19 protein-coding genes and 1 riboswitch are annotated in these 17,939 nt (G+C 72.8%); of the genes, 11 read left to right on the plus strand and 8 right to left on the minus strand.

Going from position 1 to position 17,939, the window contains the following annotated elements:
• Position 1 precedes the first annotated feature (1 nt).
• Complete coding sequence (locus tag ACFYWG_RS06015) at positions 2-1,282, minus strand: adenosylmethionine--8-amino-7-oxononanoate transaminase (protein WP_389199599.1); 1,281 nt, start codon at positions 1,280-1,282, stop codon at positions 2-4.
• Positions 1,275-2,549 carry a biotin synthase BioB gene (gene bioB, locus ACFYWG_RS06020; RefSeq protein WP_383501304.1) on the minus strand — a complete coding sequence of 425 codons (1,275 nt, stop codon included), beginning with the start codon at positions 2,547-2,549 and terminating at the stop codon, positions 1,275-1,277. The genes ACFYWG_RS06015 and bioB overlap by 8 nt, the downstream gene beginning before the upstream one ends.
• A 150-nt stretch (positions 2,550-2,699) precedes the next feature.
• Between bioB and ACFYWG_RS06025 the strand changes: the two genes are divergently transcribed.
• Positions 2,700-3,827, plus strand: a complete 1,128-nt coding sequence (locus ACFYWG_RS06025) for an 8-amino-7-oxononanoate synthase (protein ID WP_389199602.1) — start codon at positions 2,700-2,702, stop codon at positions 3,825-3,827.
• A gap of 69 nt (positions 3,828-3,896) precedes the next feature.
• Here the strand turns inward: ACFYWG_RS06025 and ACFYWG_RS06030 are convergent, their stop codons facing one another.
• Positions 3,897-4,139: a DUF397 domain-containing protein gene (locus ACFYWG_RS06030; protein ID WP_376326176.1), complete on the minus strand. Its 243-nt coding sequence runs from the start codon at positions 4,137-4,139 to the stop codon at positions 3,897-3,899.
• A gap of 9 nt (positions 4,140-4,148) precedes the next feature.
• Positions 4,149-5,009: a helix-turn-helix domain-containing protein gene (locus ACFYWG_RS06035; RefSeq protein WP_385421043.1), complete on the minus strand. Its 861-nt coding sequence runs from the start codon at positions 5,007-5,009 to the stop codon at positions 4,149-4,151.
• A gap of 213 nt (positions 5,010-5,222) precedes the next feature.
• Here ACFYWG_RS06035 and ACFYWG_RS06040 point away from each other — a divergent pair, with 213 nt between their 5' ends.
• Positions 5,223-5,681 (plus strand): ATP-binding protein, encoded by a 459-nt coding sequence (locus tag ACFYWG_RS06040; RefSeq protein ID WP_383501314.1) that lies wholly within the window; start codon positions 5,223-5,225, stop codon positions 5,679-5,681.
• A 249-nt stretch (positions 5,682-5,930) separates the two neighbouring features.
• Here the strand turns inward: ACFYWG_RS06040 and ACFYWG_RS06045 are convergent, their stop codons facing one another.
• The 3 genes from ACFYWG_RS06045 to ACFYWG_RS06055 all read right to left on the minus strand — a co-directional run bounded on the left by ACFYWG_RS06045 (position 5,931) and on the right by ACFYWG_RS06055 (position 9,078).
• Entirely contained in the window at positions 5,931-6,560 is a 630-nt protein-coding gene (locus ACFYWG_RS06045; RefSeq protein ID WP_385421041.1) for a DUF6328 family protein, read from the minus strand.
• A gap of 81 nt (positions 6,561-6,641) precedes the next feature.
• Entirely contained in the window at positions 6,642-7,115 is a 474-nt protein-coding gene (locus ACFYWG_RS06050) for a C40 family peptidase (protein WP_333929876.1), read from the minus strand.
• A gap of 3 nt (positions 7,116-7,118) precedes the next feature.
• Positions 7,119-7,331, minus strand: a riboswitch (cyclic di-AMP (ydaO/yuaA leader).
• A gap of 754 nt (positions 7,332-8,085) precedes the next feature.
• A complete protein-coding gene (locus ACFYWG_RS06055) occupies positions 8,086-9,078 on the minus strand; it encodes an ABC transporter permease (protein WP_389199606.1) in 993 nt (330 codons plus the stop codon).
• Between the two features lie 160 nt (positions 9,079-9,238).
• On the opposite strand from ACFYWG_RS06055, the gene ACFYWG_RS06060 reads away from it, so the two are divergent.
• The 8 genes from ACFYWG_RS06060 (at position 9,239) to ACFYWG_RS06095 (ending at position 16,346) form a co-directional block, all read left to right on the plus strand.
• On the plus strand, positions 9,239-9,916 hold the full coding sequence (locus ACFYWG_RS06060) for a TetR/AcrR family transcriptional regulator (RefSeq protein ID WP_383511312.1): 678 nt from the start codon (positions 9,239-9,241) through the stop codon (positions 9,914-9,916).
• Positions 9,917-10,028: 112 nt separating this feature from the next.
• Positions 10,029-10,331, plus strand: a complete 303-nt coding sequence (locus ACFYWG_RS06065; protein ID WP_376326186.1) for an urease subunit gamma — start codon at positions 10,029-10,031, stop codon at positions 10,329-10,331.
• A gap of 12 nt (positions 10,332-10,343) precedes the next feature.
• Positions 10,344-10,655 (plus strand): urease subunit beta, encoded by a 312-nt coding sequence (locus tag ACFYWG_RS06070; protein WP_376326187.1) that lies wholly within the window; start codon positions 10,344-10,346, stop codon positions 10,653-10,655.
• Positions 10,648-12,369 (plus strand): urease subunit alpha, encoded by a 1,722-nt coding sequence (locus ACFYWG_RS06075; protein ID WP_385421034.1) that lies wholly within the window; start codon positions 10,648-10,650, stop codon positions 12,367-12,369. Before ACFYWG_RS06070 ends, ACFYWG_RS06075 begins: the two co-directional genes overlap by 8 nt.
• A gap of 17 nt (positions 12,370-12,386) precedes the next feature.
• A complete protein-coding gene (locus ACFYWG_RS06080) occupies positions 12,387-13,061 on the plus strand; it encodes an urease accessory protein UreF (protein WP_383511317.1) in 675 nt (224 codons plus the stop codon).
• 107 nt (positions 13,062-13,168) lie between these two features.
• The gene (gene ureG, locus ACFYWG_RS06085) at positions 13,169-13,846 is read left to right on the plus strand and encodes an urease accessory protein UreG (RefSeq protein ID WP_383511319.1); all 678 of its coding nucleotides are present in this window, start codon (positions 13,169-13,171) and stop codon (positions 13,844-13,846) included.
• Positions 13,843-14,607 carry an urease accessory protein UreD gene (locus ACFYWG_RS06090; RefSeq protein ID WP_389200721.1) on the plus strand — a complete coding sequence of 255 codons (765 nt, stop codon included), beginning with the start codon at positions 13,843-13,845 and terminating at the stop codon, positions 14,605-14,607. Before ureG ends, ACFYWG_RS06090 begins: the two co-directional genes overlap by 4 nt.
• A 146-nt stretch (positions 14,608-14,753) precedes the next feature.
• Complete coding sequence (locus tag ACFYWG_RS06095) at positions 14,754-16,346, plus strand: alpha/beta hydrolase (RefSeq protein ID WP_383511321.1); 1,593 nt, start codon at positions 14,754-14,756, stop codon at positions 16,344-16,346.
• 103 nt (positions 16,347-16,449) lie between these two features.
• Here ACFYWG_RS06095 and ACFYWG_RS06100 read toward each other — a convergent pair whose 3' ends face one another.
• Complete coding sequence (locus ACFYWG_RS06100; protein WP_376326195.1) at positions 16,450-17,166, minus strand: lysophospholipid acyltransferase family protein; 717 nt, start codon at positions 17,164-17,166, stop codon at positions 16,450-16,452.
• Positions 17,167-17,472: 306 nt separating this feature from the next.
• Between ACFYWG_RS06100 and ACFYWG_RS06105 the strand changes: the two genes are divergently transcribed.
• Entirely contained in the window at positions 17,473-17,928 is a 456-nt protein-coding gene (locus tag ACFYWG_RS06105) for an RpiB/LacA/LacB family sugar-phosphate isomerase (protein WP_376326196.1), read from the plus strand.
• The last annotated feature ends 11 nt before the right edge of the window (positions 17,929-17,939 follow it).

Genomic DNA, 17,939 nt, shown 5'->3' on the forward strand with positions numbered 1-17,939 from the left:
GTCACCCCTCCCGAGCCGCCGCGCACACGGCCCGCGCGATCCGCGCCAGGTCCGCGTCGCCCGTGACGTACGGCGGCATCGTGTAGATCAGATCGCGGAACGGCCGCAGCCACACGCCCTCGCGCACGGCCGCCTCCGTCGCCGCCTGCATGTCCGCGGCGTGGTCCAGCTGCACCACGCCGATGGCGCCCAGGACCCGTACGTCCGTCACGCCCGGCAGCTCACGGGCCGCGGCCAGCCCCTCGCGCAGACCGGTCTCGATCCGCTTCACCTCCGCGAGCCAGTCCTGCCCGAGCAGCAGCTCGATCGAGGCGCAGGCCACCGCGGCGGCGAGCGGGTTGCCCATGAAGGTCGGGCCGTGCGCGAGCACCGGGACCTCGCCGCGCGAGATGCCGTCGGCCACCCGCCCGGTGCACAGCGTCGCCGCCATGGTCAGGTAGCCGCCGGTCAGCGCCTTGCCGACGCACATCACATCCGGCGCGACCGCCGCGTGCTCCGCCGCGAACAGCGCGCCCGTACGGCCGAAGCCGGTGGCGATCTCGTCGAACACCAGCAGCACGTCGTGCGCGTCGCACGCCTCGCGCAGCACCCGCAGGTAGGCGGGGGAGTGGAACCGCATGCCGCCCGCGCCCTGCACCACCGGCTCGACGATCACCGCCGCCAGCTCGTCGGCGTGCCCGGCGATCAGCCCGCGCAGGTGCTCGGCGTAGCTCTCGTCGAACTCCGCCGGGGGCGGGCCGGCGAACACCTGGAGCGGGAGCACCCCGCTCCACAGCTCGTGCATCCCGCCCTCGGGGTCGCACACCGACATCGGCTGCCAGGTGTCCCCGTGGTAGCCGCCGCGCCAGGTCAGCAGCCGCCGCTTGCCGGGGCGCCCCAGGGAACGCCAGTACTGCAGGCACATCTTGACCGCGACCTCGACGGACACCGACCCGGAGTCGGCGAGGAAGACGTGCTCCAGCCCGTCGGGCGACATGTCGACAAGGAGCTTGGCCAGACGGACGGCGGGCTCGTGCGTCAGCCCGCCGAACATCACGTGACTCATCCGCCCGAGCTGCTCGCGGGCGGCCTCGTTGAGCACCGGGTGGTTGTACCCGTGGATCGCCGACCACCAGGAGGACATCCCGTCGATCAGCTCGCCCGAGCCGTCGGCCAGCCGCAGCCGCACCCCGCTCGCCGACTCCACGGCGAGCGGCTCCTGCCGTCCGGGCATCGGACCGTACGGGTGCCAGACGTGCCGCCGGTCCAGCTCCAGCAGCTCGGGGACCGACAGCTCAGGCATTGGGCGCGAGGTCCGTCCCGGCGCCCCGGCGGCGCACGGCGACCAGATCCGTACGGGGGCCACCGGTCGCGGCGGCGGGCCGGGCGGTGTCGGCGGCGGGCGCGGAACCGCACACACCCGCCCCGTCGGAACCGCACGCGTCCGCCCCGTCGGCCGCATGGGAACCGCACACACCGGCCCCCTCTGCCGCCCCGGAACCGCAGCCGCCCGCGCCCTCGGCCCCCTCGGAACCGCAGCCGCCACCGCTCCCGCAGCCGCCTCCGGCCCGGTGCTCGGGCAGCGTCACCTGGTCCGTGCCCTCCACCTCGAACCCGGCGTCCGCGATCATCTCCAGGTCGGCCTTGCCGGCCTGGCCCTCACTGGTGAGGTAGTCGCCGAGGAAGATGGAGTTGGCCAGGTGCAGGGCCAGCGGCTGCAGGGTGCGCAGGTGCACCTCACGCCCGCCCGCGATCCGGACCTCCACGTCCGGGCAGACGAACCGCGTCATCGCGAGGATCCTCAGACACCGCTGCGGGGTCAGGTTCCACTCCTTGCCGAGCGGCGTGCCCTCGAACGGGATCAGGAAGTTGACCGGCACCGAGTCCGGGTCCAGTTCACGCAGGGAGAAGACGACGTCGACCAGGTCCTCGTCGCTCTCGCCCATGCCGGCGATCAGCCCGGAGCAGGCGGACAGCCCCGCCGCGTGCGCCTTGTTCACGGTGTCGACACGGTCGGCGTAGGTGTGCGTGCTGGTGATGTCCCCGTACGTCGCCTCGGACGTGTTCAGGTTGTGGTTGTAGGCGTCCGCTCCCGCCTCGCGCAGGCGCTCCGCCTGGCCGTCGGAGAGCAGTCCCAGACAGGCGCACACCTCGACGCCCTCGTTGTTCTCCTTGATCGTCCTGATCGTCTCGGAGACCCGGTCCACGTCGCGGTCGGTCGGGCCCCGCCCGCTGGCCACCAGGCACACCCGCTTGGCGCCCCCGGCCACTCCGGCCGCCGCCGCGTCGGACGCCTGATCCGGCTTCAGCCACGTGTACTTCAGGATCCCGGCCGTCGAGCCGAGCCGCTGCGAACAGTACGAGCAGTCCTCCGGGCACAGGCCCGACTTCAGGTTGACGAGATAGTTGAGTTTCACCCGCCGGCCGAACCAGTGCCGGCGCACCTTCCCGGCCGCGGCCACCACATCGAGCAGATCGTCGTCGGACGTCCGAAGGACGGCAAGTGCCTCGTCACGGGTCGGCGTCTCGCGCCGAAGCCCCTTGTCCACCAGCGTGTTCAGCAGGTCCATGAGAGCCGATCCTGTCCTACGCACCCGCTCCGGGCCAAGGAGACTTCACACAAGCAATCGGGTTCGACGTGTGGGTATTGCCACACAGTGACCCGCTGGTCGTCCGGCTAGTGTCTGTGCACTGCCTACAAATTCCCCGGAGGACCACCCATGGCGTTCGGCTGGCTCGACGAGCAGGCGGAGCGGCGCCGCAGCGCCGGACTCGTCCGGACGCTGCGCCCCCGTCCGGCCGACTCGCCCCTGCTGGATCTGGCGAGCAACGACTACCTCGGGCTGGCCCACCACCCCGAGGTGGTCGAGGGCGCGGCCCGGGCCGCCCGCACCTGGGGCGGCGGCGCCACCGGCTCCCGGCTCGTCACCGGCACCACCGAACTGCACACCGAGCTGGAACGCGAACTGGCCGACTTCTGCGGTGCCGAGGCGGCCCTGGTCTTCTCCTCCGGCTACGCCGCCAACCTCGCCGCCGTCACCGCGCTCGCCCCGCACGGCTCCCTGATCGTCTCCGACGCCGGCAACCACGCCTCCCTGATCGACGGCTGCCGGCTGGCCCGCGGCACCACCCAGGTCGCCGCCCACGGCGATCCGGACGCGGTGCGCAAGGCACTCATGACCCACGACGGCCCCGCGATCGCCGTGTCCGACACCGTCTTCTCGGTCGACGGCGACGCCGCCCCGCTCACGGAGCTGGCCCGCGCCTGCCGGGAGCACGGCGCCGGACTCGTCGTCGACGACGCCCACGGCCTGGGCGTCCTGGGGGAGGGCGGCAGGGGCGCGCCGCACGCGGCGCGGCTCGCGGGCGCCGACGACGTCGTCACGACGGTCACCCTGTCCAAGTCGCTCGGCAGCCAGGGCGGCGCCGTCCTCGGCCCCGCACGGGTCGTCGACCATCTGGTCAACGCGGCGCGGACGTTCATCTTCGACACGGGACTCGCCCCCGCGGCGGCCGGCGCGGCGCTCTCGGCGCTGCGGCTGCTGCGCCGCGAGCCGGAGCGGGCCGCGCGGGCCCGCGCGGTGGCGGGCGAACTGCACGCACGCCTGACTGCCGCGGGTCTGCACGCGGTGCGTCCGGACGCCGCGGTGGTCTCGGTGCGGGCGCCCTCGGCCGAGGACGCGGTGCGCTGGGCGGCCGCGTGCCGCGCGGCGGGCCTGGCCGTGGGCTGCTTCCGTCCTCCCTCCGTGCCCGACGGCATCTCCCGGCTCAGGCTGACCGCCCGCGCGGACTTGACCGGTGAACAGATCGAACGCGCTGTACGACTGATCGGCGGGACGCGGCCATGAGTCGGCGTGACACGGCCGTGCGCCGCACGAGGACGGACTGAATCCGACTGCTTCGACTGATGGGACGGATCAGAGGGGTTTCACAAGACGGTCCAGGGCGGCGGTGAATCCCGCCCAGCTCTGCGGTGAGAAGAGCAGCGCGGGCCCGTCCGGGGCCTTGGAGTCGCGCACGGCGAGCAGTCCGGCCCAGGGCGGGGTGTCCGGACACGCGGTCTCGACGCAGTTGTTCGCGCCGGTGCTGTGACTGCTGCGCAGCCACCGCACACCGTGCAGGTCGCGACTCGAGGGGACATGACGAGGCAGTGCACGCATGGTGCCTCCTTACGCGCCGGTGACTGTCCCGGCGATGAAATCCAACGAATCCTCGGGCGAAAGGGCGTGGATCAGAAGGGAGTTGAAGGCCTCCGTGTAGGCCCTGAGGTCTTCTTTCCGTTCGAGGTAGAGGCTACTCGTCAAGTGGTCGAGAACAACCACGTCCAGATCAGAAGTGCTCGAAAATGACAAGATGACGAAAGGCCCGGTCACCCCGATATGCGCCCCGGCGGCGAACGGCAGCACCCGCAGCCGTACGTGGGGCAGCCGCGCCGCTTCCACCAGCCGTTCCCGTTGCCGCGCCATGACCCCGGGGCCGCCCACCTCCCGCCGCAGCACCGCCTCGTCCAGGACGGCGCTCAGCTCCAGCGGCGGGTCGGCGCGCAGCACGTCCTGCCGGGCGAGGCGCACCTCCACGAGGGTGTCGAGCCGGTCCTCCGGCACGTTCCCCACCGCCGCCCTGGTCACCGCGCGGGCGTACTCGGGCGTCTGGAGCAGGCCCGGGACGACCGTGGTCTCCAGCGTGCGCATCGCGGTGGCCTGGGACTCCAGGCTGATGAAGTCGCGGTAGGTCGGGGGCAGTACACCGCGGTAGGCGTGCCACCAGTGGTGCCGTCCCCCGCTGTCGTCGGAGCCGGCCAGCACCGTGAGCAGTTCGCGGAGTGGGGAGTCGGCCACCCCGTAGGCGTCGAGGAGTAACCGCACGTCGGCGGCTTTGACCCCGCTCGTGCCGGTCTCGATCCGGCTGACCTTGGACTGGTGCCAGCCCACCAGCCGGGCCGCCTCACCGCTGGTCAGTCCCGCCGACGCGCGCAGGGCTCGCAGTTCGGCGCCCAGTTTCCGCCGACGCACCGCGGGGCCGTGCTGCATGGGCTTCTCCTTACTCCTTACGGGCCATCCGCATCCGGTCTCCCGTCGCAGAGTTCACCGCTTTGAGCGACAGATATATGCATATCTTGGTGGATCGCCGTCCTACGGGGGTGTTGTGGTGGCACCCTGGCGACGAAGCACCAGTCCGGGACCGTACTCGAACCATCCGCGTTGTGTCGGGCTGCGGTCCCGTGGGAAAGGGACGACGTCGCCATGGCAGACCATCTGGAAGCATCCGTCACTCTGCCGAGCGATCCCGCCTCGGTCTCCGCGGCGCGCGCCTACGTGGTGGACACGCTGGCGGAGTGGGGCCTGCCGGCGGACACGGACGTGTCCGACACGGTCCGGCTGATCATCTCCGAACTGGCCACCAACGCCGTCCAGCACACCTTCGGCCAGTCGCCCACCTTCACGGTGGACGTCGAGCTCGACCGGGACGAGCAGCTGACCATCGGCGTCACCGACAGCCACCCGCGCTTCCCCAGACGGCTGCCCGCCGCCGTCCAGCAGGACAACGGCCGCGGCCTGGTCATCATCCGGTGGCTGACCGCGGAGTGCGGCGGCAAGCTCCGCATCCGCCCGACCCGTGAGGGCGGCAAGACCATCTCGATCGAGCTGCCCTGGGTCATCCCGGCCCAGTCGGTACCGTCCGCAGGCCCGCAGGAACAGTAGGACGCCGGTTCCGGCGTTGCCCGGTCCCGACCACCCCGGAACCCGGCCTCGTCCGGTCCGATCCTTCCCCGGCTCCGGCCGGTCTCTCCAGGTCCGGACCTGCCCCGTCTCCGACGTCCCCCGACTGCCCTCTCCCGACCCCGGCCCCTGTACCTCCCTGCTGAGGCTCCGGAACCGTCCCTTGCGTCCCGTGCCGCTCTCTGGCCCCCTGAACCCCTCCGCTCTCCCTCGGCACGCCAGCCCGGCCGCTCAGCGGCGCCTGACCGGGGCCTCCCGGCGTTGCGGCCCGATGCGCCGCGTCGGCTGCGCCACCGTGCGCCGCCCGGGCCCGGGGACGGCGGGGGCGGGCCGGGGCGGATCCCCGGCGTCCTCGCGGGGAGCGGGGGCGCGGGCCTCCGCCCGCAGTCCCGAGCGCCGCACCAGCCGCGGCAGCAGCCCCCACAGGCCGGCGCAGACCAGGAACGTGGCCGCGCCCGCCCCGACGCCGCCCCAGCGGCCGGTCGTCACGTCCACCACCAGAAGCACCGAGCCGCTGAAGGCGAACACCAGCACGGCCAGGCCGACGGTCGCCAGGCGCGAGGAGACCTGCACGATGCGCGGCTTGGCGCCCTGCCGGAACAGCGAGCGGTGCAGGGCCGCCGGCGCCGTGAAGAGTGCCGCGGCCAGGACCGCCAGCAGCAGCGTGACGACGTAGGTGACGCGCTGGACCCCGTCGAGGTCGGCGAAGCGTGCGGTGAAGGCCAGGGACAGCAGGAAGGCGAACAGGATCTGCACGCCCGTCTGGGTGACGCGCAGCTCCTGGAGCAGCTCGACGAAGTTCCTGTCCGCTCGTTGCAGCGGTGTCTCGTTGCGAGCGGTGCAGGGGCGGTGCTCGGCCATACCCGCACGGGTAACCATCCGGGCCCGCTTCACGCCCCGGCGTGCGGCGGCGCGTCAGGACGCCGCCGCACGCCGGAGGGATCACTTCACGCGCCCGTACCAGACGCTCTTGGTCCAGATCTTCTGCAGTCGCACCACGTCCCCGGTCTTCGGGGAGTGCCAGAGCTTGTTCTTACCCGCGTAGATACCGACGTGGTACACGTTCTTGCCCGAGTGGAAGAACACCAGGTCCCCGGCCTTGCGGCTCTTGGCGGAGATGTGGCGCGTCTTGTTGTACTGCTGGGCGGCCGTGCGCGGGAGCTTCTTGCCCGCCTTCTTGAACGAGTACAGCGTCAGCCCGGAGCAGTCGAACCGGTGCGGACCGGTGGCCCCGTACTTGTACGGCGATCCCTTCTTCGAGGCCGCGATCTGGAGTGCCTTGGTCGCCGGGGTGGCTGCCGCGGCCTCGGACGAGAAGCCGGGCGCCACTATCGAGCCGCCGACGGCGGCGATGGTGAGAGCCGAGGCCGTACCGGCACGGGCCATGAGCGACGGGACACGATTGAGCGCAGTCATGCGCAACCCTTCGTCAGCCGCCTGTGAAGGATGACCTGTCGGATTCGGGCTGGCGAAGTTGCCCGGCCGCTGACGCGGCTTCACCCCAAGGGCTGCTCGGACCCGGTCATGGCGTGACCGTCCCGGCGACCCGTCGTGCTCGGGTCCTCCACTCCTGCCGATCCACTCCTGTCGACCGGTCATCCGGGCGGCGGCAGGACTCGGCGTCCGCCCGGATCGCCCCGCCGCTGCGGCGGGGGCTTGTCGTCAGTCAGGGATCTTGACTCATCGCTGTCCGGAAATCCCAACGGAACCGAGGATTTGTGTTGTTACTCACCACTCACCCGTTCGGGTGGACACGTGTGTGTTCGAGCCGGTGTCCACCCCTCCGTGGACGGTCCGACCAGCAAGGGAATGTCCGATTCCGCCCACCGGCCAGGTCCGCTGCGCAAGTTCGGCCACCCGAAATCCGCAGGCGCGTCTACTCCTAACAGGGGTACGTCGTTTGGTCGGTTTCAACTCGGAGCCGGACGCTCCGGCGACCGGGGCTCCACGGGATGCCCACCCGCCTCAACTGGCCGACTGCGGCGGAAGGGTGACGCGGGCCGTGCGCGCTTCGCCGGCCAGCACGCCCGGAGCCCGCGCCGGCGTCGCGGCGTTCAATTCCGCCTCGGGCCTTTGGTGCATCGGAGTGAGCGTGTCGCGCAGTGCGGCCGCCTCGGCCACCGGCATCCGGGCCGCGTGCGGTCCGCGGCAGGTGCCGCCGCGCTGCGCCGGGTTGATCGGTCCGACGGGTCGTCGGCGACCTCGAGGTAACGGCCGGTCAACTCCGCCTCCGCTCGGAGCGCGGGGAGAGCCGGGGGAGTCCGGAACCGGTGTGGCGGGGCGAGCGGTCGGCGTGCGCCCCGACAGCAGAGAACCGTGCACCCCCGTCCGCTACAGCGGGGGTGCACGGTCGTTCGGGTGCCGTCGCCCGGGGCGGCGGCCGCGGTCAGCCGACCGTCGCGAGGTCCCGGGAGCCGCCGGTGGGGGCGCTGTCCTTCCTCCGGGCCCGCAGCGCGTTGCCGAGCAGTACGGCCCCGAGCCCCAGCGCCGCCCACCACGTCAGGGTGAGCGCCGGTCCGGTCGCGGCGGAGCCGTCGAAGAAGGCCACCGAGCGCAGCAGCGAGGTCCCCGCACCGGGCGGCATCCACTGGCCGATCGCCCCGGCCGGCTCCGGGAGCATCTGCGGGGCCGTCGTGGCGCCGGAGAAGGGGTTGCCGATCAGCATCACCAGGGCTGCCCCGATGCCCGTGCCGGCCGGGCCGACCAGGGCGGCGAGCCCCGCGACGGCCGCGCCCACGGCCAGGGTGGACAGGCCGAGCACCGAAGCCTCCACCCACCAGTCGCCCGCGAGGGCCCCGAGCCAGCTGTGCGCGATCACCGCCCCGACCGCGCCCACCAGTGCGGACGCCACCAGCAGTGCCGTCACGGCACGCATGCCGCGCAGCCCCAGCAGGGTCACCACCGCACCGGCCGCGATACCGGCCAGGGCGAGGGGGAGCACGGCGGCGTTCAGCACCGCGCCGCGGGGATCGCTCGCCGGAGTGGGCACGACGTCGACCACCTTCACCCGGGTGCCCTCGGCGGAGGCCCGCTGGGCCACGGCCTGCTCCAGGAACTGGGCGACGGCCGGCCCGGCCGCGGACGCCGTGAGCAGTTCGGGCCCCTGGGGCGTCACCACGACCGCGCCGTAGACGCTGCGGTCCTCTATGGCGTCCCGGGCGGCGGCCCCGTCGGCGTAGCGGTGGATCTCGAAGGCGCCCTCGTGCTGCTCCAGCTGCCGCTCGACCTGGGCCGCCGCGACGGTCGGGCCGGCGACGCCCAGCGGCAGGTCGCGGGGGGCGATACGGGCGGCCGGCCAGGCGAAGGCCCACAGGGCCAGGGCGGCGAGGACCGGCACGAGGACGGCGACCGCGATCAGGGGGCGTGTACGGGAGGACATGGGTGTCTCCTGGGGGACGTCTGCGGAAGCGCAGTGGTGTGGAGCCGAGATGAGACAACGGGTCGAGCTAAAAAGAAGGATCGTTCGTTTTGCTTGTTCCCCACCGTCCTCCGCGGGGCGCGTCTTGTCAAGAATGAATATTCGTTTTAGTTTGGGGACCATGGCCCGCGTGTCCCAGGAACATCTCGACGCCCGCCGCCGCCAGATCCTCGACGGCGCGGCCCTCTGCTTCGCCCGCAACGGCTTCCACGCCACGTCCATGCAGGACGTGCTGAAGGAGGTCGACCTCTCGGCCGGCGCCGTCTACCGCTACTTCAGCGGCAAGGAGGAGCTGATCGGCGCGATCGTGGCCGAGGTCCTCGGTTCCGTCCGGGAGGCCTTCGAGGAGGCGGCCCGGCTGACCCCGCCGCCGCCCCCCGACGAGCTCGTCGCCTCCGTGCTCGGCAGGACGCTCGGCGCCCGCGAGTCCCTGGTCGTCGACGGCCGGCCCGCCTTCCCCCGGCTCGTCATCCAGGTCTGGACGGAGACCCTGCGCAACGAGGAGCTGGCCGCCCTGCTCCGGGAGGGCTACGGCTCGGTCCGCGCGTCCTGGGGCAGGATCGTCGCGGCCTACCAGGAGGCCGGGATGATGCGGGCGGACGTCGCACCCGACCACGTGGCCCGCACGATGATCGCCTCGGTGCTCGGCTTCATCGCCCAGCAGTCCCTGTTCGGCCCGGCGCCGGTGGAGATCCTCCGGGACGGACTGCGGGCGCTGATGAGCATGCCCGACCCGTCCGCCGCCGCCGGTGGAGCCCACCTCGCCCCCCGCGCCACCGACGGAGCACACCTCGGTTAACGCGCCCGAAACGCGGTCCAACTAGCCTGCCGCGCACGCCACCCGGCTCGTCGCCCCGTGGCGGCGGCAACCGGACCCCGCTCGGTCCGGAGCGAGGACGGTGAGGTGGGACGTGCAGCTGACCCCCCACGAGCAGGAGCGACTGCTCATCCATGTGGCGGCCGACGTGGCGCACCGGCGCCGGGAGCGCGGCCTGCGACTCAACCACCCCGAGGCGGTCGCCCTCATCACGTCGCACATCCTCGAAGGAGCGCGTGACGGCCGGACCGTCGCGGAGTTGATGTCCTCCGGGCGTCAACTGCTGACCAGGGACGACGTCATGGAGGGGATCGCGGAGATGATCCACGACGTCCAGGTCGAGGCCACCTTCCCGGACGGCACCAAGCTCGTCACCGTCCACGACCCGATCGTCTGACGGGGCGCCGCAGTGATCCCCGGAGAGATCCTGTTCGCCGACGGGCCGATTGCCTACAACCAGGGCCGCGAGGTCACCCGGCTCACCGTCCTCAACGCCGCCGACCGGCCCGTCCAGGTCGGCTCCCACTACCACTTCGCGGAAGCCAATCCCGGTCTGGAGTTCGACCGTGCCGCAGCGCGCGGCAAGCGGCTGAACGTCGCCGCCGGTACGGCCGTGCGCTTCGAGCCCGGCATCCCCGTCGAGGTCGAACTCGTCCCGCTCGCCGGTGCCCGCATCGTGCCCGGCCTGCGCGGGCAGACCGGAGGTGCCCTCGATGCCTGAGATCTCGCGTGCCGCGTACGCCGACCTGTTCGGCCCGACGACCGGCGACCGGATCCGCCTCGCCGACACCGACCTGCTGGTGGAGATCGAGGAGGACCGCTGCGGCGGGCCCCGGATCGCCGGTGACGAGGCCGTGTTCGGCGGGGGCAAGGTCATCCGCGAATCCATGGGGCAGTCCCGCGCCACCCGGGCCGAGGGCACCCCCGACACCGTCGTCACCGGCGCGGTGATCATCGACCACTGGGGGATCGTCAAGGCCGACGTCGGCATCCGCGACGGACGGATCACCGGCATCGGCAAGGCGGGCAACCCCGACACCATGGACGGGGTCCACCCCGACCTGGTCATCGGCCCGGAGACGGAGATCATCGCCGGGAACGGGCGGATCCTCACCGCCGGGGCCGTCGACGCCCATGTCCACTTCATCTGCCCGCAGATCGCCGACGAAGCCCTCGCCTCGGGCGTCACCACCCTCGTCGGCGGCGGCACCGGACCGGCCGAGGGCTCCAAGGCCACCACCGTCACACCGGGCCCCTGGCACCTGGCGCGGATGCTGGAGGCCATGGAGGCGTACCCGCTCAACATCGGGCTGCTCGGCAAGGGCAACACCGTCTCCCACGAGGCGATGCTGTCGCAGATCCGGGGCGGCGCGCTCGGCCTGAAGCTGCACGAGGACTGGGGCTCCACCCCGGCCGTCATCGACGCCGCGCTGACCGTCGCCGAGCGGACCGGCATCCAGGTCGCCATCCACACGGACACCCTCAACGAGGCCGGTTTCGTCGGCGACACGCTCGCCGCGATCGCCGGGCGCGGTATCCACGCCTACCACACCGAGGGCGCCGGGGGCGGGCACGCGCCGGACATCATGACCGTGGTCTCCGAGCCGCACGTGCTGCCCAGTTCCACCAACCCGACGCGGCCGTTCACCGTGAACACCGCCGAGGAGCACCTCGACATGCTGATGGTGTGCCACCACCTCAACGCCGCGGTCCCCGAGGACCTGGCCTTCGCCGAGTCGCGCATCCGGCCGTCCACCATCGGGGCCGAGGACGTGCTGCACGACCTCGGCGCCATCTCGATCATCTCCTCCGACTCCCAGGCCATGGGACGGGTCGGCGAGGTCGTACTGCGCACCTGGCAGACGGCCCACGCGATGAAGCGCCGCCGGGGACCGCTGCCCGGGGACGGGCAGGCCGACAACCACCGCGTGCGCCGTTACATCGCCAAGTACACGATCAACCCCGCCCTCGCCCAGGGCCTCGCCCGGGAGATCGGGTCCGTCCGGACGGGCAAGCTGGCCGACCTGGTGCTGTGGGAGCCGGCGTTCTTCGGGGTCAAGCCGCACCTGGTGCTCAAGGGCGGGCAGATCGCGTACGCGCAGATGGGCGACGCGAACGCCTCGATCCCCACACCGCAGCCGATCCTGCCGCGTCCGATGTTCGGCGCGATCGGCCGGGCGCCCGCCGCCAACTCCCTGAACTTCGTCGCGCCCCTGGCCCTCGACGACGGCCTGCCCGAACGGCTGGGACTCGGCAAGCCGTTCGTGCCGATCGAGTCCACGCGCGGCGTCACCAAGGCCGACATGCGGCAGAACGACGCCCGGCCCGACGTGCGGATCGACCCCGACAGCTTCGCCGTGCACATCGACGGCGAACTCGTCGAGGCGGTGCCCGCGGCGGAACTGCCGATGGCCCAGCGCTACTTCCTCTTCTGACGGGCCGGGGTGGACCGATGTCGCGTGCGACGCTGCTGATCCTGGCCGACGGGCGTTTCCCCGCCGGCGGCCACGCCCATTCCGGCGGCGCCGAGGCCGCCGTCGGGGCCGGGCGCATCAAAGGCGCGGTGAGCCTCGGGGAGTTCTGCCGGGGACGGCTGCACACGGCGGGCCTGACGGCCGCCGGACTCGCGGCGGCCGCCGCGCTCGGGCTCGACCCGGTGGCACTGGACGCCGCGGCCGACGCCCGTACGCCCTCACCCGCTCTGCGGGGCGCCGCGCGCAAGCTGGGGCGGCAGCTGCTGCGGGCCGCCCGGGCCACCTGGCCGGCCGCCGAACTCGACGCCCTGGCACGGCAGTTCCCCAAGGGCGCGCACCAGCCGGTGGTCCTGGGCGTGGCGGCCCGGGCGGCGGGACTGGGACCGGCCGACGCGGCGTACTGCGCCGCGTACGAGAGTGTCAGCGGGCCCGCGGCGGCGACCGTGCGGCTGCTCAGCCTGGACCCCTTCGACGCGACGGGCGTCCTGGCCCGGCTCGCGCCGGAGCTGGACCTGGTCGTCGACCGGGCGGTGGAGGCGGCGCGCCGAGCCGTCGACGAGGGGGCCGACGCGCTGCCGGCGGGGTCGGCGCCCCTGCTGGAGACGGGGGCGCAAGCGCACGCGGCGGCGGCGATGCGGCTGTTCGCCTCATAGCCCGCCCCCGCCCGGGCCCCACCGGCCGGCCGGCCGGACCCACCGACCGATCCGCCCACTCCTCTGGGCACAGCACACCCTTCGCACAACGACGCGGGAGCCGCTCCATGCACCTCGACCACCTCCACGACGGCCCGTCCGCGGTGGGCGCCGACGCCCTGCGTCCCGACGGGCGCCGCCGTGCCCTGCGCATCGGGCTCGGCGGGCCCGTCGGATCGGGCAAGACCGCCACCGTGGCCGCCCTGTGCCGGGCGTTGCGCGACGACCTGTCCCTGGCCGTCGTCACCAACGACATCTACACGCGTGAGGACGCCGAGTTCCTGCTGCGGGAGGCCGTGCTGCCGCCCGAGCGGATCACCGCGGTGGAGACGGGCGCATGCCCGCACACCGCGATCCGGGACGACATCTCCGCGAACCTGGAAGCCGTCGAGGAGCTGGAGGACGCGGTCGGCCCGCTGGACCTGGTGCTCGTCGAGTCCGGCGGGGACAATCTCACCGCCACCTTCTCCAAGGGCCTCGTCGACGCGCAGGTCTTCGTCATCGACGTGGCCGGCGGCGACGACATCCCGCGCAAGGGCGGCCCGGGCGTCACCACCGCCGACCTGCTCGTCGTCAACAAGACCGACCTCGCCCCGTACGTGGGCTCCGACCTGGCCCGGATGGCCGCCGACGCCAAGGCGCAGCGAGGCGAACTGCCCGTCGTGCTGCAGTCGTTGCGGAGCGAGGCCGGAGTGGCCGAGGTGGCCGCGTGGGTGCGGGACCGGCTCGCCGCGTGGACGGCATGACCGCCTACGGCACCGGGGTGCGCTCCGTCGCCCGCGTCGTCGCCCGTGACGACGGGCGGGGCGGGACCGCGCTGCCCGTCCTGGAGAGCGACGGCCCCCTGGCCCTGCGCCGCACCCGGTCGCCCGGGCCCGGGGCGCGGGTCGTGGTCGTGGGTGCGATGAGCGGGCCGCTGGGCGGGGACCACTTCACCGTGGAGGGCAGGGTGGACGAGGGGGCCCGGCTGACCGTGAGGTCGGCCGCCGCCACCCTCGCCCTGCCCGGGCAGACCAAGGACGAGGCGCGGTACGACGTCCGGCTCACCGTGGCCGAGCGGGGTGAACTGCACTGGCTGCCGGAGCAGTTGATCTCTGTGGCCGGCAGCGACCTGCGGGTCACCACCCGCGCCGACCTCGCCCCCGGCGCACGGCTCGTGCTGCGCGAGGAGCAGGTGCTGGGGCGGGCGGGTGAGCAACCCGGGCGGCTGAACAGCCGGTTGACCGTGCGGATCGCCGAACGGACCGTGCTGGACCAGGAGCTGGGCTGCGGGCCCGGTGCGCCGGGCGGCTGGGACGGGCCCGCCGTGCTCGCGGGCCACCGCGCGGTCGGCCAGCTCGTCGTCGTCCGGCCGGAGTTCACCGCGCGGCCGGTGACGGCCCGGATGCTGGGCGAGACGGCCTGCCTGATGCCTCTCGCCGGACCCGCGGCGCTGGTCAGCGCCCTCGCGCCGGACGCCCTGCGCCTGCGGCGCGTGCTCGACGAGGCGTTGCTGCTCCTCGCCTAGACCGGACCCGTCCGTAGAGCAGCACCGCTTCTCCGTTTATCGGATTGGCAAAGAAGGGTGGCAGCCCCTGTTCTCAGGCACCTCACAGCCGCGAGGATCCCCCGTACTGATCGCAACGATGTACGGGGAGGTCCCCCTTGAGGGGTATGAGACCGACAAGGCGTATGACGGCGCTCGGTTCGGCCGGTGCGCTCGTCACGGCCACGCTGATAGCCGGCGCCGTCGCGGCGCCCACGGCGAACGCCAGCGCGGGCAGTGGCCCCGGCCGGGACCGTGAGGCGCGGGGAGCCGCCATCGCCGCCGAGCGTGCCGCGAAGGCCGGAATCGACTGGCAGGACTGCCCCGCCGACTGGAACCTGGCCAAGCCGATCCAGTGCGGGTACGTCACCGTGCCGCTCGACTACGCCAAGCCGTACGGCAAGCAGATCAAGCTCGCCGTGGACCGCATCGGCAACACCGGCACGAAGGCCGAGCGGCAGGGCGCGCTCCTCTACAACCCCGGTGGCCCCGGCGGTTCCGGACTGCGCTTCCCGACCCGCGTCACGAACAAGAACCCGATCTGGGCCAACGCGGCGAAGGCCTACGACTTCGTGGGCTTCGACCCGCGCGGCGTCGGCCGGTCCACGCCCATCTCCTGTGTCGACCCGCAGGAGTTCGTCAAGGCGCCCAAGGCCGACCCGGTGCCCGACTCCGAGGCCGACAAGCGCGCCCAGCGCAAGCTGGCCCGCGAGTACGCCGAGGGCTGCCACGAGCGCAGCGGCTGGATGCTGCCGCACATGACCACGCCGAACACCGCGCGCGACCTCGACGTCATCCGCGCCGCCCTCGGCGAGAAGAAGCTCAACTTCCTCGGCGTCTCCTACGGCACCTACCTCGGCGCCGTCTACGGCACGCTCTTCCCGGGCCACGTGCGCCGCATGGTCGTCGACAGCGTCGTCAACCCCTCCCGCGAGAAGATCTGGTACCAGGCAAACCTGGACCAGGACGTCGCCTTCGAGAGCCGCTGGAAGGACTGGCAGGACTGGGTCGCGAAGAACGATGCGACCTACCACCTGGGCGGCACCCGCGCCGAGGTCCAGCAGCACTGGCTCAAGCTGCGCGCCACCGCCAAGAAGGAGCCGCTCGGCGGGGTCGTCGGCCCGGCCGAGCTGATCTCCTTCTTCCAGAGCGCCCCGTACTACGACTCCGCCTGGGCGCCGGTCGCCTCGGTGTTCAGCAAGTACGTCGCCGGGGACACCCAGGCGCTCGTCGACGCGGCCGCCCCCGACCTGTCGGACACCGTCGGCAACGCCTCCTCGGAGAACGGCAACGCCGTCTACACGGCCGTCGAGTGCGCCGACGCCAAGTGGCCCACCAGCTGGCAGCGGTGGGACCGCGACAACACGCGGCTGCACAAGGACCACCCGTTCATGACGTGGGCCAACGCCTGGATGAACCTGCCGTGCGCCACCTGGCCGGCCAAGCAGCAGACGCCGCTGAACGTCAGGACCGGCAAGGGCCTGCCCGGCGTGCTCATCGTCCAGTCCGAGCGTGACGCCGCCACGCCGTACGAGGGCGCCGTCGAACTGCACAAGCGGTTCAAGGGCTCGCGCCTGATCACCGAGAAGGACGCCGGCTCCCACGGCGTCACCGGGCTGGCCAACCCGTGCATCAACACCCGGGTCGACGCCTACCTGCTCACCGGCGAGCTGGACGGCGCGGACGTGACGTGCGCGCCGCACGCCACGCCGAAGCCGTAGCGGAATCCCGCAAGGTGACGTGGGGCGGCCGGATCCCCGGCCGCCCCACGCTCATGTCGCGAACCGGCCGGCCCCTCCACGGGGGACCGGCCGACGGCGGAGGTCAGCTCTGCGGTGACCGCCGGAACCTGCGCTGCCGGGCGGCGGCCTCCTCGGCCTTCACGTCCGCCGCGTACCGGTCGACGTACTCCTGCTCGGACAGGGCGAGGATCGCGTACATGATCTCGTCGGTGACGGCCCGCAGGACGGCCTTCTCGTTCTCCATGCCCTCGTAGCGGGAGAAGTCCAGCGGCTCGCCGAAGCGGATCGCGACCGGGTGCAGACGCGGGACGACCTTGCCGGGCGGCTGGGCCTCGAAGGTGCCGATCATCGCGCACGGCACGACCGGCACACCGGCCTTGAGCGCCATCACCGCCACGCCGACCTTCCCCTTGTACAGCCGCCCGTCGTGCGAGCGGGTGCCCTCGGGGTAGATGCCGAGCAGCTCGCCCTTGCCCAGCACGCCGAGCCCCTCGCGGATCGCGGCCTGGCCCGCGTCCTTGCCGGAGCGGTCGACGGGGATCTGCCCGGCGCTGCGGAAGAAGAACGCCGTCAGACGCCCCTTGACGCCCGGGCCGGTGAAGTACTCGGCCTTGGCGAGGAAGGTGATGCGCCGCTTGAGGATCGCGGGCATCAGGAAGTGGTCGGAGAACGACAGGTGGTTGCCGGCGACGATGGCCGCGCCCTCCGCGGGAACGTGCTCCAGGCCGTCGATCCGGGGCCGGAAGACCAGTCTCAGCAGCGGACCCAGCAGCACGTATTTCAGCAGGTAGTAGAACAAAGCGGGCGCTCCTCGACTCTCGCGGGGCCTCGACCACCGCGTTCCAGCAGGTCAACCGGCATGTCGTGGGGTGCCAGTGTAGGTGCAGGCGCAGCCGCCGGACACCTGGTGCGACGGCTCGTCACCGATCCTCCGCCGATTGACTGACGGCCAGTCATGGACGGGTTCCCCGGGGTGGTGCCGATGCGGCCGCGGCGGACCCCGTGGCCGGCGCCCCGAGCGCCGCGGGCACCCCGTCCGGTCGGGATCCCGCCGCCCGCCTCGCGCCCGGTGCCGTGCGGGGGAGCGGCGGGTAACCTGCCGGACATGCGCATCTCGGTTTCCTCGGACATGGACGAGCCCGTCGCCCGGGCCCTCGTGGACGCGCTGCGCGAGCGGGGCCACGAGGTGCGGACGCACGGCGCGCTGCGCCCCGGCGACGATCCGCAGTGGGCGGTGTGCTCCGAGGCCGCGGCCCGCGAGGTCGCCGACGGCGCGGCGGACCAGGCGGTGGTGTGCTGCTGGACCGGCACGGGAGCCTCGATCGCCGCCAACAAGGTGCCCGGTGTGCGGGCCGCCCTGTGCACGGACGCCTACTCCGCCGACGGGGCCCGCCGCTGGAACGACGCCAACGTGCTCGCGCTCAGCCTGCGCCTGACGTCCGAGCCGCTGCTCGGGGAGATCCTGGACGCCTGGTTCGCCGGCGAGCCCAGCGCGGACCCCGAGGACCGGCAGAACGTGGACCGCGTGCGGCTGCTGGATCACGGCAAGGCCCGGCTGTAGTCCTGCCCTGC

This window comes from Streptomyces sp. NPDC003456, assembly GCF_042878735.1.
Classification (GTDB): Bacteria; Actinomycetota; Actinomycetes; order Streptomycetales; family Streptomycetaceae; genus Streptomyces.